General features: G+C 65.5%; 16 protein-coding genes. 1 reads left to right on the top strand and 15 read right to left on the bottom strand.

Annotated features, from left to right (window positions below):
- Positions 1-5 precede the first annotated feature (5 nt).
- The 14 genes from IWX64_RS09440 to IWX64_RS09375 all read right to left on the bottom strand — a co-directional run bounded on the left by IWX64_RS09440 (position 6) and on the right by IWX64_RS09375 (position 14596).
- Positions 6-392: an RNA polymerase-binding protein RbpA gene (locus IWX64_RS09440; RefSeq protein WP_196866877.1), complete on the bottom strand. Its 387-nt coding sequence runs from the start codon at positions 390-392 to the stop codon at positions 6-8.
- A gap of 120 nt (positions 393-512) precedes the next feature.
- Positions 513-758: a preprotein translocase subunit SecG gene (gene secG / locus IWX64_RS09435; RefSeq protein WP_196866876.1), complete on the bottom strand. Its 246-nt coding sequence runs from the start codon at positions 756-758 to the stop codon at positions 513-515.
- A 55-nt stretch (positions 759-813) separates the two neighbouring features.
- Complete coding sequence (tpiA, locus tag IWX64_RS09430) at positions 814-1629, bottom strand: triose-phosphate isomerase (RefSeq protein ID WP_196866875.1); 816 nt, start codon at positions 1627-1629, stop codon at positions 814-816.
- A gap of 9 nt (positions 1630-1638) precedes the next feature.
- Entirely contained in the window at positions 1639-2883 is a 1245-nt protein-coding gene (locus IWX64_RS09425; RefSeq protein ID WP_196866874.1) for a phosphoglycerate kinase, read from the bottom strand.
- 15 nt (positions 2884-2898) lie between these two features.
- A complete protein-coding gene (gene gap, locus IWX64_RS09420; protein ID WP_196866873.1) occupies positions 2899-3909 on the bottom strand; it encodes a type I glyceraldehyde-3-phosphate dehydrogenase in 1011 nt (336 codons plus the stop codon).
- A 98-nt stretch (positions 3910-4007) separates the two neighbouring features.
- On the bottom strand, positions 4008-4634 hold the full coding sequence (locus IWX64_RS09415) for a superoxide dismutase (RefSeq protein ID WP_196866872.1): 627 nt from the start codon (positions 4632-4634) through the stop codon (positions 4008-4010).
- A gap of 136 nt (positions 4635-4770) precedes the next feature.
- Entirely contained in the window at positions 4771-5751 is a 981-nt protein-coding gene (gene whiA, locus IWX64_RS09410) for a DNA-binding protein WhiA (RefSeq protein ID WP_196866871.1), read from the bottom strand.
- Positions 5752-5770: 19 nt separating this feature from the next.
- Positions 5771-6802 carry a gluconeogenesis factor YvcK family protein gene (locus tag IWX64_RS09405; RefSeq protein WP_196866870.1) on the bottom strand — a complete coding sequence of 344 codons (1032 nt, stop codon included), beginning with the start codon at positions 6800-6802 and terminating at the stop codon, positions 5771-5773.
- Positions 6802-7704 carry an RNase adapter RapZ gene (gene rapZ, locus IWX64_RS09400; protein ID WP_196866869.1) on the bottom strand — a complete coding sequence of 301 codons (903 nt, stop codon included), beginning with the start codon at positions 7702-7704 and terminating at the stop codon, positions 6802-6804. Before rapZ ends, IWX64_RS09405 begins: the two co-directional genes overlap by 1 nt.
- Before the next feature lie 62 nt (positions 7705-7766).
- Entirely contained in the window at positions 7767-9794 is a 2028-nt protein-coding gene (gene uvrC / locus IWX64_RS09395; RefSeq protein ID WP_196866868.1) for an excinuclease ABC subunit UvrC, read from the bottom strand.
- Positions 9794-10462, bottom strand: a complete 669-nt coding sequence (locus tag IWX64_RS09390) for a lysophospholipid acyltransferase family protein (protein WP_196866867.1) — start codon at positions 10460-10462, stop codon at positions 9794-9796. The genes uvrC and IWX64_RS09390 overlap by 1 nt, the downstream gene beginning before the upstream one ends.
- Positions 10449-11186 (bottom strand): HAD hydrolase-like protein, encoded by a 738-nt coding sequence (locus IWX64_RS09385; RefSeq protein WP_196866866.1) that lies wholly within the window; start codon positions 11184-11186, stop codon positions 10449-10451. The genes IWX64_RS09390 and IWX64_RS09385 overlap by 14 nt, the downstream gene beginning before the upstream one ends.
- Positions 11187-11214: 28 nt before the next feature.
- On the bottom strand, positions 11215-14070 hold the full coding sequence (uvrA, locus tag IWX64_RS09380) for an excinuclease ABC subunit UvrA (RefSeq protein WP_196866920.1): 2856 nt from the start codon (positions 14068-14070) through the stop codon (positions 11215-11217).
- A 130-nt stretch (positions 14071-14200) separates the two neighbouring features.
- Positions 14201-14596 carry a GntR family transcriptional regulator gene (locus IWX64_RS09375; protein WP_196866865.1) on the bottom strand — a complete coding sequence of 132 codons (396 nt, stop codon included), beginning with the start codon at positions 14594-14596 and terminating at the stop codon, positions 14201-14203.
- Between the two features lie 136 nt (positions 14597-14732).
- Here IWX64_RS09375 and IWX64_RS09370 point away from each other — a divergent pair, with 136 nt between their 5' ends.
- Positions 14733-15371 carry an MBL fold metallo-hydrolase gene (locus IWX64_RS09370; protein ID WP_196866864.1) on the top strand — a complete coding sequence of 213 codons (639 nt, stop codon included), beginning with the start codon at positions 14733-14735 and terminating at the stop codon, positions 15369-15371.
- 15 nt (positions 15372-15386) lie between these two features.
- Here IWX64_RS09370 and IWX64_RS09365 read toward each other — a convergent pair whose 3' ends face one another.
- A complete protein-coding gene (locus tag IWX64_RS09365) occupies positions 15387-16172 on the bottom strand; it encodes a trans-aconitate 2-methyltransferase (RefSeq protein WP_196866863.1) in 786 nt (261 codons plus the stop codon).
- Positions 16173-16233 lie beyond the last annotated feature (61 nt).

The following is a 16233-nucleotide window of genomic DNA, read 5'->3' as shown; positions in this document are numbered from 1 at the left end:
GAAGACTAGGTAACCCGAAGACCTGACCGCCGGGCCCGCAGGTTGCAGAGTGCCTGCTCGAGGACGGAAGCCGCTTCCTCGTCGGTGCGGCGCTCCTTCGCGTACTGCAGGTGGCTCTTGAACGGTTCGATGCAATCCACGAGGGGTTCCACGCCGGGCAGCCTGCCAGCTGCACGACCGCACGACCCGCATTCCCAGACTTCGGGGATCTCGTCCTCGTGGAGTTTGGCAAACGTCGGTTTCGTCTCGTGGTTTTCGATGCACCAATAGCTCACTACGGTTCGGTCCACGACAACCGGACTCCGTCCGGATTCGGCTTGCCAGCCAGCCATTCCCCCGTAGGAATCAGTTCCGATTCGTGTGCCCTTAAATGCGTTTCCCGCGATAACCATGGATTGCTCCTGGACTAGGCTCCGACAACAGGGTCAGTCTACGCCCAGTAAATGATGGTTAACGCGGGAAAGCAAAAAACTTTTGCCGTGCCGGCGCGGAAGAGACGGCCGGCAAAACTGCTAGTCGGCGAACCGCTGGATCAGTCCAAGCGCCACGATGACTACGCCCCAGCTCAGCCCGAGGGCGACCGTGAAACGATTGAGGTTCCGCTCAGCAACACCTGACGAGCCCATGCTGGTGGTCATGCCGCCACCGAACATGTCGGACATGCCACCGCCGCGGCCCTTGTGCAGCAGGATCAGCAGGACGAGCAGCATGCTGGTGATGGCAAGGAGAACCAACAAGATGATTCGGAGAATGTCCACAGTGGCCTTTCAGGGGTAACTGACGTGCGCGATCGGCCGACAGCAGGAAGCGTTCTTAGTCAGTGACCAGAAGATGTTCGAACCTGACAATACTAGCAAACTCGGCAGCGTCCAGGCTGGCACCACCGACCAGCAAGCCGTCAACGTCGCGGCCCTTCAGGATGGAGCCTGCGTTCGCGGCCTTGACCGATCCGCCGTAGAGCAGGCGCACCTTCCCAGCCGTCTCCGCGTCGTACAGGGTGGTAAGTTCGGCCCGCAGGGCGGCGCACATCTCCTGCGCATCCTCCGGACCCGCCACCTCGCCGGTGCCGATGGCCCAGACCGGCTCGTACGCGACGACCAGCTCGGCGACCTGCTCGGCGCTGAGTCCTTCGATGCTGCTCCGCAGCTGGCTGAGGGTATGCTCCACATGGTTGCCGGCCTGCCGTACCTCAAGGCCCTCGCCGGCGCACAGGATGGGGGTCAGGTTGTGACGGAACGCAGCCTTGACCTTGCTGGCTAGCAGCTCGTCGGACTCCTGGTGGATCGCCCGCCGCTCGGAGTGGCCGACGAGAACGTAGGAGCATCCCAATTTCTCGAGGAACTGCCCGGAAATATCCCCGGTGTAGGCCCCGGAGTCGTGCGGGGACAGATCCTGGCCGCCGTACACCACCTGCAGGTCGTCGCCCCGGACGAGGGTCTGCACCCCGCGGAGGTCGGTGAAGGGCGGGAAAACTGCCACTTCGGCGCGCCGGTAGTCATGCCCGGCATCGTCGAGGGTCCAGGCGAGCTTCTGGAGAAGAGTGATTCCCTGGACGTGGTCCAGGTTCATCTTCCAGTTGCCAGCGATCAGGGGACGGCGGTCGTACGTGCCGTTGGTTGAGGAAGTCATCTGCTGCTCCTACTGCCCGAGGGCGGTCAGTCCGGGGAGTTCCTTGCCTTCGAGGTACTCGAGGCTGGCACCTCCGCCGGTCGAAATATGGCCAAACTGGTTGTCGCTGAAACCGAGTGAGCGGACCGCCGCGGCAGAGTCGCCACCGCCGACCACCGTCAGTGCACCGCGGGTGGTCGCCTCGGTGAGGGCCTGCGCCACGGCTTTGGTACCGCCCGCGAAGGCGTCGAACTCGAACACACCCATCGGCCCGTTCCAGAACACGGTCCCTGCGGTCGCGATGGACTCGGCAAAGGCGGCACCCGACTCGGGTCCGATGTCGAGGCCGATCCCGTCGGCGCCGAAAGAGCTTCCTTCAATGGCATCCGCGGCGACGGTCTCGTGCTCGGCGTCGGCAGCGAACTTCGCGGCCACCACAATGTCGGTGGGGAGCACGAACTCGGTGCCCGCCTGCTGCGCCCGTTCGAGGTAGCTCCTGACGACGTCGAGCTGGTCTTCCTCGAGGAGGCTCGCGCCCACCCTGTGGCCCTGCGCAGCAAGGAAGGTGAACACCATGCCGCCGCCGACGAGGATGCGGTCCGCGATACCCAGCAGGTTTTCGATCACCGCAAGCTTGTCCGACACCTTGGACCCCCCGAGCACCACCACGAAGGGTGCCACCGGTTCGCCGGTGAGACGCTGCAGCACTTCCACCTCAGTCCTGACCAGGTCGCCCTGGTAGGACGGCAGGACCGCTGCGATGTCGTAGACGCTCGCGTGTTTCCGGTGCACCGCACCGAAGGCATCGTTGACGTAAGCGCCGTCGTCGCCGGTAAGAGCGGCGAGTTCGGCAGCGAAGGCCTGCCGTTCGCCGTCGTCCTTGCTGGTCTCCCGGGCGTCGAAGCGCACGTTCTCCAACACCAGGACGCTACCGGAGCGCAGCCCCGCGGCCTGCTCCCTGGCGTCCTCCCCGGTGGTGTCCCCGGCGAGCGTGACGGGGAAATCTGCCAGCTCGGCGAGCCGGTCAACCGCTGGTTTCAGCGAATACCGCTCATCGGGTGCACCCTTCGGGCGTCCCAGATGAGCCATCACGATCACCGCGGCCCCCTCCTGGGTGAGCTTCTGCAGCACCGGCAGGGAAGCCCTGAGCCGGCCATCATCGGTCACCCGCGGGGCGGACCCCGAGGTGTCGAGCGGGACGTTCAGGTCCGACCGGACCAGGACGGTGCGTCCACGGACGCCGAGCTGCAGGAGGTCATCAAGGGAGGAGGCCACTTCGGTCCTTCGGGGTTAGGAGAGCTTGGAGGCAACGATGCTGGTCAGGTCGACCAGGCGGCTTGAGTAGCCCCACTCGTTGTCGTACCAGCCCACAACCTTCACCTGCTTGCCGATGACCTTGGTCAGGCCCGAGTCGAAGATGGAGGACGACGGATCGCCCACGATGTCCGACGACACGATCGGGGCGTCCGTGTAGGTGAGGTAGCCGGCCATCTTGCCCTCCGAGGCGGCTGCCTTGAAGGCGGCGTTGACTTCCTCGACGGTGACCTCGCGGGAGACCGTGACTGTCAGGTCGGTGGCCGATCCGGTGGGGACCGGAACGCGGATGGCGTAGCCGTCAAGCTTGCCCTTCAGCTCCGGAAGCACCAGGCCGATGGCCTTGGCCGCACCGGTGGAGGTGGGAACCATGTTCAGGGCTGCGGCACGGGCGCGGCGCAGATCCTTGTGCGGGCCGTCCTGCAGGTTCTGGTCTGCGGTGTAGGCGTGGATGGTGGTCATCAGGCCACGCTCGACGCCGAAGCTGTCATTGAGCACCTTGGCGAGCGGCCCCAGGCAGTTGGTGGTGCAGGAGGCGTTGGAGATGATGTTGTGGTTCTCGGGATCGTACTGGTCGTCGTTGACGCCCAGCACAACCGTGAAGTCCTCATCGGTGGCTGGAGCCGAGATGATGACCTTCTTGGCGCCGGCGTCAATGTGCTTCTGCGCATCCGAGGCCTTGGTGAAGAAGCCGGTGGACTCGATGACGATGTCCACTCCGAGGTCCTTCCACGGCAGGCTCGCGGGGTCGCGCTCCGCGAGGACCTTGATGGACTTGCCGTCCACCACAATGTTCCCGTCCTTGACCTCGACGGTGGCTGCCAGACGACCCGTGACGGAGTCATACTTCAGCAGGTGGGCCAGGGCCTCAGGGCTGGTCAGGTCGTTGACGGCAACGATTTCCAGGTCAGCACCCTGCTCCAGTGCGGCGCGGAAAAAGTTGCGCCCGATTCGACCGAAGCCGTTGATTCCTACACGAGTAGTCATTCGTTCTATCTCCTTGAACTGTATTGCGGGTAAGGTCCGGAACGCCGCCGCCATGGCGGCGTCCCGGGTACGCCCAAAGGGCGCTGAGCCTGATGCGACTAGCCGACGACGATCAGCGAGGTAGCCGACGTGCGGGCAGCGGCGAAGCGCTTGGCGACGTCGGCCCAGTTCACGATGTTCCAGAAGGCCTTGACGTAGTCAGCCTTGACGTTGACGTAGTCCAGGTAGAAGGCGTGCTCCCACATGTCCAGCATGAGCAGCGGCGTGGTGCCGACCGCCACGTTGCCCTGCTGATCGTAGAGCTGTTCGATGACCAGGTTGCCGCCGATGGGCTCGTAGGCGAGGAACGCCCACCCGGAGCCCTGCAGGGCAAGGGCAGCCGCGCTGAACTGGGCGCGGAACTTGTCGAACGAACCAAAGGCGTCGTCGATGGCTGCGGCGAGTTCACCCTCGGGAGAGTCGCCGCCCTCTGGGGAGAGGTTGTTCCAGAAGACTGAGTGGTTGATGTGGCCGCCAGTGTGGAAGGCGAGGTCCTTGGAGAGCTTCGAGATATTTCCGAAGTCACCCTTTTCGCGGGCCTCCGCCAGCTGGGCCATGGCGTCGTTGGCACCCTTGACATAGGCGGCGTGGTGCTTGCTGTGGTGGAGCTCCATGATGCGTGCGGAGATGTGCGGCTCCAGGGCAGCATAGTCGTAGTTCAGTTCGGGCAGTACGTACTCGCTCACGAATTCCTCCAGGTCGGTCCGACACAGCGGGTGATTTGGCACCGCAGCAGGTCAGACACCGTAGTTGGTTCAATATGGCATGGAACCCCGCCGTAGTCGGAGGTATTCCCGTGCCTCTTCCATCCTATGCAGAGATTCACTCGTCCAACATGTCGGCTGTCACATTGGCGTCGGTTCCCGGTATTCCAATCTCTATGGCACGCTTGTCGGCCATCGCGAGCAGCCGTCGAATACGCCCAGCGATCGCGTCCTTGGTCATGGGAGGGCTGGCCAGTCCACCGAGTTCGTCAAGACTGGCCTGCTTGTGGGCCACCCGCAACTCACCGGCGTACTTGAGGTGGTCGGGTACACCCTCCCCCAGAATTTCGAGGGCACGCTCCACCCGCGCCCCCGCAGCGACCGCCGCCTGGGCGGATCTGCGGAGGTTGGCGTCGTCGAAGTTGGCCAGCCGGTTCGCGGTAGCGCGCACTTCCTTGCGCATCCTGCGTTCCTCCCAGACCATGAGTGCGTCGTGTGCTCCCATGCGGGTGAGCAGAGCGGCGATGGTGTCCCCGTCGCGGATGACCACACGGTCCACTCCCCTGACCTCGCGTGCCTTGGCAGCGATGCCGAGCCGGCGTGCTGCGCCCACCAGTGCCAGCGCGGACTCCGGGCCGGGACAGGTGACTTCGAGGGAGGAGGAGCGCCCAGGCTCGGTCAGGGAGCCGTGGGCGAGAAAGGCGCCCCGCCACACCGCTTCGGCGTCGGCCGTGGAGCCGTTCACCACGGCGGAGGGGAGCCCGCGGACCGGGCGGCCACGGTTGTCGAGGAGGCCGGTCTGCCGGGCGAGGGATTCGCCGTCGCGCACCACCCGGACCACATACCGGTTGCCGCGGCGCAGGCCACCTCCGGAGACGACGATGATTTCGCTGTTGTGTCCATACACTTCGGCGATGGTGGTGCGCAGCCGACGTGCCGTCGACGCGAGGTCCACCTCCGCTTCAATGACAATCCGGCCGGAAATGATGTGCAGGCCCCCAGCGAATCGCAGCAGGGCCGACACCTCGGCTTTGCGAACCGATGACTTCTTGACAGAGAGGTGCGACAGCTCCTCTTTAACGTCCGCAGTCAGCGCCACAAATACACCCTCAGCTCGATTAGTCTTCACCAAACATGTCATGGAACGCCGTTGCGAGGCGCAGGGGATCATGAACAGGTTTGCCCGTTGAAGAACCTACCTTACCCAACACGGCACGGCCTCCCATCTCGGCGACGGCAGCAACAAACTGCTCGCGGTTGCCAATGACGGCAGGATCTGCGATGACGACGTCGACAGTGAAATCGGGAGCGTACCGTCTGATCACTTCCAGATGGTCGACCGCCGACATGCCCGCGGTTTCCTTGGTCTCGTTGCTCAGGTTCATGGTCAGGCACCGCTTGGCGGTGGTGCTGCACAGGGCTTCCCGCAGTTCGGGCAGGAGCAGGTGGGGTAGTACCGAGGTGTACCAGGAGCCGGGGCCCAGGATGACCCAGTCGGCAAGCTCCACCGCGGTCAGCGCATCAACGCAGGCGGGGGCATCGGCCGGGAGCAGGCGGACATTGTTGACATTCGCTGCGCTGCCGGCCACGGCCAGCTGGGATTGCCCACTGACGGTGCGCAGCCGCAGGGAGCCGTTTTCCTCGGTGAGCACGTCGCCCTCGATGGTCAGTGGCACGCTGGCCATCGGCAGCACGCGCCCGCGTGCACCGAGCAGCGCGCCGGCCCACTGCAGGCCCGCCACAGGGTCACCAAGCAGTTCCCAGAGCGTCACGATGAGCAGGTTGCCGAGCGCGTGGTTGTCCAGGGAGCCGTCGATTCCTTCCCGGGACGTGAAGCGGTGCTGCATCACGTCGCGCCAGGTCCGCCCCCAGTCGGTGTCGTCGCAGAGCGCGGCGAGGGCCATCCGCAGGTCACCGGGTGGCAGTACCCCGAGTTCCTGGCGCAGCTTCCCCGAGGAACCGCCGTCGTCGGCGACGGTCACGATGGCAGTCAGTTCGGAGGTGAGCAGCCGCAGCGCGGAGAGCGACGACGACAGGCCGTGCCCGCCTCCGAGCGCCACCACCGAGGGGGCGTTCTCCTGCGGACCGGAGCCGCGACGGTTGGCCGCCGCTGCGGGGAGCAGCGGGAGGGAACCGGTGAGGAGTGCCACTACTCCCTGCCCAGATCACGGTGGTGAGCGCTCACCTGCAGGTGGGGTTGCTGGGCGAGGCGCTTGGCGATCTCCTCGGTCACGGCCACCGAGCGGTGCTTGCCGCCGGTACAGCCGATGGCGATCGTCGCATAGTGCTTATTCTCACGTCGATAGCCATCCAGGACGGGTTCGAGCGCGTGCACGTACCGGTTGACGAACTCGGCGGCTCCCGTGGCTCCCAGCACGTAATCGCGAACCGGCTGGTCCAGTCCGGTCTGCGGCCTGAGGACCGGGACCCAGTGCGGGTTGGGAATGAAGCGCACATCCGCCACATAGTTGGAGTCGACCGGGAGTCCGTACTTGAAGCCGAAGCTCATCACGTTGATCCGCAGGACGATCGGACCCGATTCGGAGAACAGCTCGGTGATGGAGGTGGCGAGGGCGTGCACGTTCAGTTCCGACGTGTCGACCACCAGTTCGGCCGCTTCCTTGAGTTCCTTGAGCACTTCCCGCTCGGCGGCGATGCCGTCGAGGATCCGGCCCTCATCCTGCAGCGGGTGGGGGCGGCGGCCCTGTTCGAACCGGCGGACCAGGGTGTCATCATTCGCGTCCAGGAAGAGGACCCGGTAGTTGACCCCCGAGACGCGGAGGGCTTCGAGGGAGCTGCGGATGTCATGGAACAGTTCCTGGCTGCGGACGTCGACGACGACGGCGAGCTTCGGGATGGTCTGGGGCATGCGGGCGACCAGGTCGGTCAGAGTGCCCAGCATCTGGGGCGGAAGGTTCTCCACCACATACCAGCCGTGGTCTTCCAGTGCGTTGGCGGCAGTGCTTCTGCCGGCCCCGGACATACCGGTCACCACCAGCAGTTCCGATTCGGCAGGTTTGATCGGAGTCAGGGTGGCTTCGCCCTCAGTCATTTGCGTGTTCCATCCCGGCAGGTATTAGCGGTTCTTGCGGATTCCCCCACGCTCTACCCTAGCTAAGAATCGAGGATTTCGCCGGTGGCCATATTCACGGCCGGGGCCGGTGCGTTGCCGGAACCGTCGGCCGTCGCGGCGGCCAGGGCACTGTGCACCGTTTCGGCGAGGGACGGTCCCACCCCGGGCACGGCCTGGAGTTCCTCCACCGAGGCGCCGCGCACCTTCTTCACCGACCCGAAGTGGGCCAACAGGGCCTTCCGCTTGGCCGGGCCCAGGCCCGGGATCGCGTCGAGCGCCGACGCCGTCATCGATTTGCCGCGCTTCTGCCGGTGGAAGGCGATGGCGAACCGGTGCGCTTCATCGCGGATCCGTTGCAGCAGGAAAAGCCCCTCGGAGGCGCGGGGCAGGATGACCGGGAAGTCGCTGTCGGGGAGCCAGACCTCCTCCAGCCGCTTTGCGAGTCCGATCACGAAGACGTCGTCGATCCCCAGGTCCTTCAGTGCCCGCGCGGCGGCGTGTACCTGCGGCTGCCCGCCGTCGACCACCACCAGGTTGGGTGGGTAGGCGAACTTCTGGCGGGTGGAGGCGGTGGTGGTGTCGGCCAGCGGGGCCGGTGGAGCACCGCCGTCGACCATACCGCCGTCGGGCACGCTGCTGCCAGCAGGCTGGACAGCGGGTGCCGCCTTCTCCTGCAGGTAGTTCCGGAAGCGGCGCTGGATCACGTCGTACATCGAGGCCGTGTCGTCCCGGGCGGCGTCGCCGGTGATGGAGAACCGGCGGTAGTCGGCCTTGCGGGGCAGTCCGTCCTCGACGACCACCATCGACGCGACCACGTTGGTGCCCTGCACATGAGAAATGTCGAAGCACTCGATGCGCATCAGGGGCTGGGGCAGGTCCAATGCCTCCTGCAGTTCCTGGAGGGCGGCGGACCGGGTGGTGATATCGCCGGCGCGGCGGCTCTTGTGGAGCCTGAGGGCGTCCGCGGCGTTCTGTTCCACCGTCCCGAGGAGGGTGGCCTTGTCGCCGCGCCGCGGGACCCGGAGGTCCACCCGGGCGCCCCGGAGACCGGCGAGCCAGACGGACATCTCCTCCGCGTTGCTTGGCAGCTCGGGGACGAGCACCTCGCGGGGAATCTGGTTGTTGCTGCTGCTGCCGTCGCCGTAGACCTGCTGCAGGAGGTGCTCCACCAGGTCGGCGGTGCTCATGTCCTCGACCTTTTCCACCATCCAGCCCCGCTGGCCACGGATCCTGCCGCCGCGCACATGGAAGACCTGGACCGCTGCCTCGAGTTCGTCTTCCTTGAGCGCGAAAATATCGGCGTCGGTGTCCTCGGACAGCACCACTGTGTTGCGTTCGAACACCCGTTTCAGTGCCGCGATGTCGTCGCGGATCCTCGCGGCGGACTCGTAGTCCAGGTCGGCGACGGCGGCGGCCATCCGCTTCTCCAGGTCGACGATGAACCGGGTGGCCTGCCCGCCCATGAAGTCGCAGAACTGGGCTGCCAGTTCCTTGTGGTCCTCGGGACTGATGCGTCCCACGCAGGGTGCTGAGCATTTGTCGATGTACCCGAGCAGGCAGGGCCTGCCGGTACGCTCGGCCCGTTTGAAGACGCCGCTGCTGCAGGTACGGACGGGGAAAACGCGGAGCAGGGTGTCGACCGTCTCGCGGATTGCCTTGGCGGGGTAGAAGGGGCCGAAGTAGCGGGTGTCCTTCCGCCGGTCGCCGCGCATGACCTGGACGCGGGGGTACTTCTCCCCCATCGTGACGGCCAGGTAAGGGTAGGACTTGTCGTCACGGAACATGACGTTGAAGCGGGGGTTGAACTCTTTGATCCAGGTGTACTCGAGCTGCAATGCTTCGAGCTCGCTGCCGACGACCGTCCATTCAACGCTCGCCGCGGTGAACACCATCGCCCGGGTGCGCGGCAACAGGCCCTGCGGGTTGGCGAAGTAGGAGTTCAGCCGGGAGCGCAGGTTCTTGGCCTTGCCCACGTAGACCACCCGTGAGTGTTCGTCGCGGAAGCGGTAGACGCCCGGATCCACGGGGATCTCTCCGGTCTGCGGGCGGTAGGTGCGGGGATCTGCCATCAGTCGAGGACCGGGCTCTGGTTGTAGCTGGCGGAGCGCTGCTGGCCGCTCAGTTGGGCGATTGAATCCATGATGGTGTCAGTGACCTGCCGGCGGGCGGGTAGGGAGTGCCCGGGCCCGGTTTTCTCGAAGTACAGGGGCACGCCGATCCTCATGGTGAAGTGTTGGGGTTTGATCCGTTTCTGGCCTGCCGGCTGCAGGTTCTCGGTACCCAGCAGACCGACGGGAAGTACCGGGGCGCCGGTGGTCAGCGCGAGCCAGCCGACGCCGGTCCGCCCCCGGTACAGCAGCCCGTCACGGGACCGGGTGCCCTCCGGGTAGATGCCGATCCCGTTGCCGCCTTCCAGCAGTTCATGAAGGGTCTTCAGCGCCTGCACACTGGCCGCCTGCTGTCCGCGCTCCACCGGGATGGAGCCGACTCCCTCGAAGAAGGAGCGCATTGCTTTGCCTTTCAGGCCGCGGCCGGTGAAGTACTCGGCCTTCGCGAAAAACGCGACCGGGCGGGGCATGAGGGCCTGGATCAGGACGCTGTCCAGAAATGAAAGGTGGTTGGCGGCGACAATGAGCGAACCGTCCGCCGGGACGTTGGCCAGACCTTCGACGGTGGGGCGGCAGAGCCCGGCGATCAGTCCCCGGGTGCCGCTGCGGGTGAGGTCATAGATGCCCATGACGCACCTCCCGCGGCACCCGTGCGAGGATCAGGTCCAGCAGGACCTCAGCCGTATCGGCCGTTTCGGTGGCGCCCGCGGCACGGAACTCCTCGGGTGAGCCGAAGCCCCAGCCCACGGGGATGCAGTCAAGCCCGTTGGCCGCCGCTCCGCTGATGTCGTGCGATCGGTCGCCCACCATGACGGCGCCGTCGTACCTGCCCTCGTGACGGGCGAGTGCCGCGGCGATAATCGGAGTCTTGCCGTCCGGGCCTGGAACCTGTTCCTCATCGGGCGAACCATCGACCGAGTCGAACAATCCGTCCATCTGCTGGACGCGGAGCAGCTCACCCGCCAGCCCCTGCGGCTTCTGGGTCGCGACGGCGACCAGGTGTCCGGCGGCACGCAGCCGTTCCACGACCGCGATAATCCCGGGGTAAGGCTGGCTGCCCGCCATGCCCTTTAGTCGGTAACCCTCCCGGTAATGGGCGATGACCGGGTCCATGAGATGCTCCGGAACCGCCGCGATCTCGCGCAGGGAGGTGACCAGGGGTGGCCCCACCATGGCGCGCAGCTGATCATCCGACGCCTCCGGAAGCCCGTGGGCCCTCAGCGACGCGGTGATTCCACCGGTGATGGCGCCTGCAGGGTCGACGAGGGTTCCGTCGAGGTCAAAGAGCACGAGCAGGCGGTAGTTCATCACCGGCCAAGTTTCCCACAGCCGGTCCCCAGTGGAAAACTGCATTCCCTTCACGGAATATATCGACTGCTACCTATCGTCCGAGGGTTTCGGCGAGGAAGGTCCCGGTGTAGCTCTTCGTCGACTTGGCCACCTGCTCGGGGGTGCCGGTCGCGATAATCTGGCCGCCACCTGATCCGCCGTCGGGCCCGAGGTCGATGACCCAGTCGGCACTCTTGATCACGTCGAGGTTGTGCTCGATCGTGATCACGGTGTTCCCCTTGTCGACGAGTCCCTGCAGGACGAGCAGGAGCTTGCGGATGTCTTCGAAGTGCAGGCCGGTGGTCGGCTCGTCGAGCACGTAGATGCTGCGTCCGTTGGACCGCTTCTGCAGCTCGCTGGCTAGTTTCACGCGCTGCGCCTCACCACCGGACAGGGTAGTGGCAGGCTGACCCAGCCTCACATAACCGAGGCCCACCTCGACGAGCGTGTTGAGGTGCCGGGCGATCGGGCTGAAGGCGGCGAAGAACTCGGCTCCCTCCTCGATGGGCATGTTCAGCACGTCGGCGATGGTCTTGCCCTTGTAATGCACTTCAAGGGTTTCGCGGTTGTAGCGCTGTCCGTGGCAGACCTCGCACGGCACATAGACGTCGGGGAGGAAGTTCATTTCGATCTTCAGGGTTCCGTCGCCGGAGCAGGCTTCGCAGCGGCCGCCCTTCACGTTGAAGGAGAACCGGCCGGGAAGGTAGCCGCGCACCTTCGCCTCGGTGGTCTCCGCGAAGAGCTTCCTGATGTTGTCGAAGACCCCGGTATAGGTGGCGGGGTTGGAGCGCGGCGTCCGGCCGATCGGACTCTGGTCGACGTGAACCACCTTGTCCAGGTGCTCCAGACCGTCGATCCGCTTGTGCCGGCCGGCAACCTGCTTCGCGCCGTTCAGTTTGTTGGCGAGGACCTTGTAGAGGATCTCGTTGACCAGGGTCGACTTTCCGGATCCGCTGACCCCTGTCACCGCGGTCAGCACACCCAGGGGGAACGCGATATCGAACGAGGTCAGGTTGTGTTCACGTGCTCCGATGACCTTGAGCTGGCGTGACTTGTCGATCTTCCGGCGCTTCTTGGGAATCTCGATCTTCCGACGCCCCGACAGGTAGTCGCCGGTGATCGAGCGCTCATTGGTGAGCAGGTCTTCGAGCAGACCGGAGTGGACCACCTCGCCACCGTGCTCCCCCGCGCCCGGACCGATGTCGACAATCCAGTCGGCTTCCTGGATGGTGTCCTCGTCATGCTCGACCACGATCAGGGTGTTGCCCAGGTTACGGAGCCGGGCGAGCGTTTCGATCAGGCGTCGGTTGTCCCGCTGGTGCAGACCGATGGACGGCTCGTCGAGTACGTAGAGCACTCCCACCAGACCGGAGCCAATCTGGGTGGCCAGCCGGATCCGTTGGGCCTCGCCACCGGAGAGGGTGCCGGAGGAGCGTTCCAGGTTCAGGTATTCCAGCCCGACGTCGAGCAGGAACTGCAGGCGCGCCTGGATCTCCTTGAGCACCTGGGCTGCGATGTGGGCTTCCCGCCCGGTCAGGACCAGGTTGTTCAGGAAGTCGCTGCAGTCCCGCATCGGCATCGCGGCGACTGAAGCGATGGATTTGCCGTTGATCAGCACCGACAGGGACGCGGGGTTCAGCCGGGCTCCCCCACACGTGGGGCACGGAATCTGCCGCATGTATTCTTCGTAACGGTCGCGGGCGTGATCCGACTCGGTTTCCAGGTGCTTGCGGTGGATGTACTGCACCGCGCCTTCGAAACCGGTGCTGTACTTCCGCTCGCGTCCAAAGCGGTTCTTGTACTGGACAACCACCTTGTGGTCCTTGCCGTACAGGGCGGCCTCGCGGGCGCGGTCCGGCAGTTTCCGCCACGGCACGTCCATCTTGAAGTTCAGTTCCTTGGACAGGCCCTCGAGGAGCCGGGTCCAGTATTCAAGGGTCGCGGTGCCCAGTGACCAGGGGGCGATGGCGCCTTCCGCGAGGGAGAGGTCAGGGTTGGGTACCACCAGTTCCTCGTCAACCTCCAGCTTGGTGCCAATACCGGTGCAGGCCGGGCAGGCTCCGAAGGGGTTGTTGAAGGAGAAGGAGCGTGGCTCGATCTCGTCGATCGCCAGCGGGTGCTCGTTGGGGCAGGCGAGGTGCTCGGAGAAGGCCCGGATGCGCTTGGCATCCTTCTCGGGGAGGTCGACGAAGTCGGCGAGGACGCGACCGTCGGCGAGTTTGAGTGCGGTTTCCACCGAGTCGGTCAGGCGCTGGCTGATGCCGTCCTTGACCACCAGGCGGTCGATGATCACCTCGATGGTGTGCTTGTACTGCTTGCCGAGCTTCGGAGGGTCGGACAGCTGGATGACGTCGCCGTCCACGCGGGCCCGGGCGTAGCCTTTGGCGGTAAGTTCCTGGAACAGGTCGACGAACTCGCCCTTGCGTCCACGGACCACGGGGGCGAGGACCTGGAAACGCGTGCCCTCTTCCAGTTCCAGCAACTGATCGACGATCTGCTGGGGGGTCTGCTTCGCCACCGGCTCACCGCAGGTGGGGCAGTGCGGGCGTCCCACACGGGCCCAGAGCAGCCGCATGTAGTCGTAGATCTCGGTGATGGTGCCAACAGTGGACCGGGGGTTCTTGTTGGTGGACTTCTGGTCGATTGAGACCGCCGGCGAGAGGCCCTCGATGAAGTCGACGTCGGGCTTGTCCACCTGGCCGAGGAACTGCCGGGCGTACGCGGACAGGGACTCCACGTAGCGTCGCTGTCCTTCGGCGAAGATGGTGTCGAACGCCAGGGAGGATTTACCGGACCCGGACAACCCGGTAAACACGATCATGGCATCGCGAGGCAGGTCCAGATCGACGTTGCGGAGGTTGTGCTCACGCGCCCCCTTGACGATCAGGCGCGACAGGTCCTGGGACATTCTCGGGTCGGAAAACTCTGATTCGAGCGAAGTTGCAATAGACACCTGACTACTCTAATTGAAACTGCGTTCGAATACATGTTCGATCAGCGTGTTTTCAGCGTGTCGTCGGCGGGTTGGGGCGGGATGTTCACCGACGGCGCAGAGCCGCCCGTAAATAGGCGACCGCTTCGTCCTCGGTCAGGCCGTTGGCCTTGATCACATCCGCGTAGTCGTCAGCGGCTTCTGCGGCGCGTTGGCGGGCTTCGTCTCCAGCTGCTGCCACGACGGTTCCGGCCCGGGAGCGGGTGACGACGATGTTCGCCTGCTCCAGTTCCCGATAGGCCCGGGCGACGGTGTTCACCGCGACGCCCAGGTGGCCGGCGAGGGTCCGCACCGGTGGCAGCCGGGTGCCAACGGGCAGCGTCCCACTGTTCGCGGCGTCCAGGATCTGGACGCGGAGCTGTTCATACGGGGGAACCGAGCTTGCCTGGTCGATGCGCAGCCAGCCGGTGACATCGGTGCTGCCTGTTGCGCCAGGATTCACTGTTGCCTTTCGGTCTGAGGACTATCTTGTGATCTGTCAGCCCGCATTTCGGGCGCAGTGCAGATGCAGACATTGTTCCACGCGTCGATTCGACCCGATAGTCCCGCCCACTTCCCGGCGTGCCTAGACTTGGGCCATGCATAATCTTCAGGGCCTCACCATCCGCTCCATCTCCGTCAGCGAGATGGACAACAACGTGTACCTGCTGACCTCGAAGGCGACCGGCGCCCAGGTGCTGATCGACGCTGCTGACGACGCCGCCGCCATCGGCCAGCTGCTGCAGGATGGCTCCGCCGACAGCACCGCCGAGACCAAGCTGGCGCTGATCATCACCACCCACTCGCACTGGGATCATGTGCGGGCGCTGGCCGACGTCGTCGGGCAGACGAAGGCGCGGACCGCCGCCGGGACGGAGGACACTCCGGATATCGCCGTACCCACCGACGTTTCCCTCGATCACGGGGACATCGGCAACTTCGATGGTTTCGACCTCGAGGCGATCAAACTGCGCGGGCACACACCGGGCAGCGTGGCGTTGCTGTATCGCGATCCGCACGGTCCGGCGCACCTGTTCACCGGGGACTCATTGTTTCCCGGTGGCGTGGGAAACACCCAGGGTGACGCGGGCCGGTTCGAGTCGCTGCTGAACGACGTGTCGGAGCGGGTCTTCGACTACCTGCCGGACGACACCATCGTGCACCCGGGCCATGGCAAGGGCACCACGCTAGGGGCCGAACGGCCCCACCTCGACGAATGGCGGGCCCGCGGCTGGTAGCAGCAACCGACCAGGCTAGTTTTCCCGGTTCTTGACGCCGACGGCGAAGACCCGGCGGAACCCGAAGACTGTGCCCCATGGTTCCTCGGGATAGGCGCCGCGCAGCAGGGCGGTGTACTGGTCGAAAAAGGCCGCGGCGTCGTCGATGGAGAGCACATCCAGCACTGGCCGCAACCCGGTGCCCTTGAGCCATTGCAGGACGGGATCTGGTCCGGCGAGCACATGCTGGTAGGTGGTTTCCCAGACGTCGGCGGTCATCCCTGCCTCGCTGAGCATCCGCAGGTACTCATCCGGTTCCGACACGACGTCGGTATGCCTCAGCACTCCCCCGAGCTTGTCCTGCCAGGCGTTCGATCCGGCCAGCTCCCGCATCAGGGTGTGCGCCGGGGACCCGAAGTTGCCGGGAACCTGCAGGGCCAGCCACCCGCCGGGGCGAAGGGCACGCACCCACTTCTGCACCAGCCCGGCCTGGCCGGGCACCCACTGCAGGACGGCGTTGGTCACGACGACGTCGACGTCGCCTGCGGGTGAGAAGTCCCGGACATCTCCGGTCTCGAACCGCAGGTTAGCCGGCAGGTCGGACTGGTCCTTGGCGCGCTGCACCATTTCGGCCGACGAGTCGATGCCCAGCACCGCGGCCTCGGGCCAGCGGTCGGCCAGCAGCCGGGTCAGATCCCCCGGCCCGCACCCCAGGTCGATGACGACCTGCGGATCGGCGTGGTTGATCCGACCGACCAGGTCGACGAACGGCCTGCCACGGTGGTCGGAGAACAGCGAGTACTGTGTGGGATCCCAGCGCATGCTTCCAGCGTATCGGGCAGCCCGAACGAGCCAGTGCCCCCGGCGAGGCGGCAACGGATAG

It is taken from the genome of Arthrobacter sp. CAN_A212 (assembly GCF_015752345.1).
Classification (GTDB): Bacteria; Actinomycetota; Actinomycetes; order Actinomycetales; family Micrococcaceae; genus Arthrobacter_D.
This window is presented reverse-complemented; position numbering and strand designations above follow the sequence as displayed.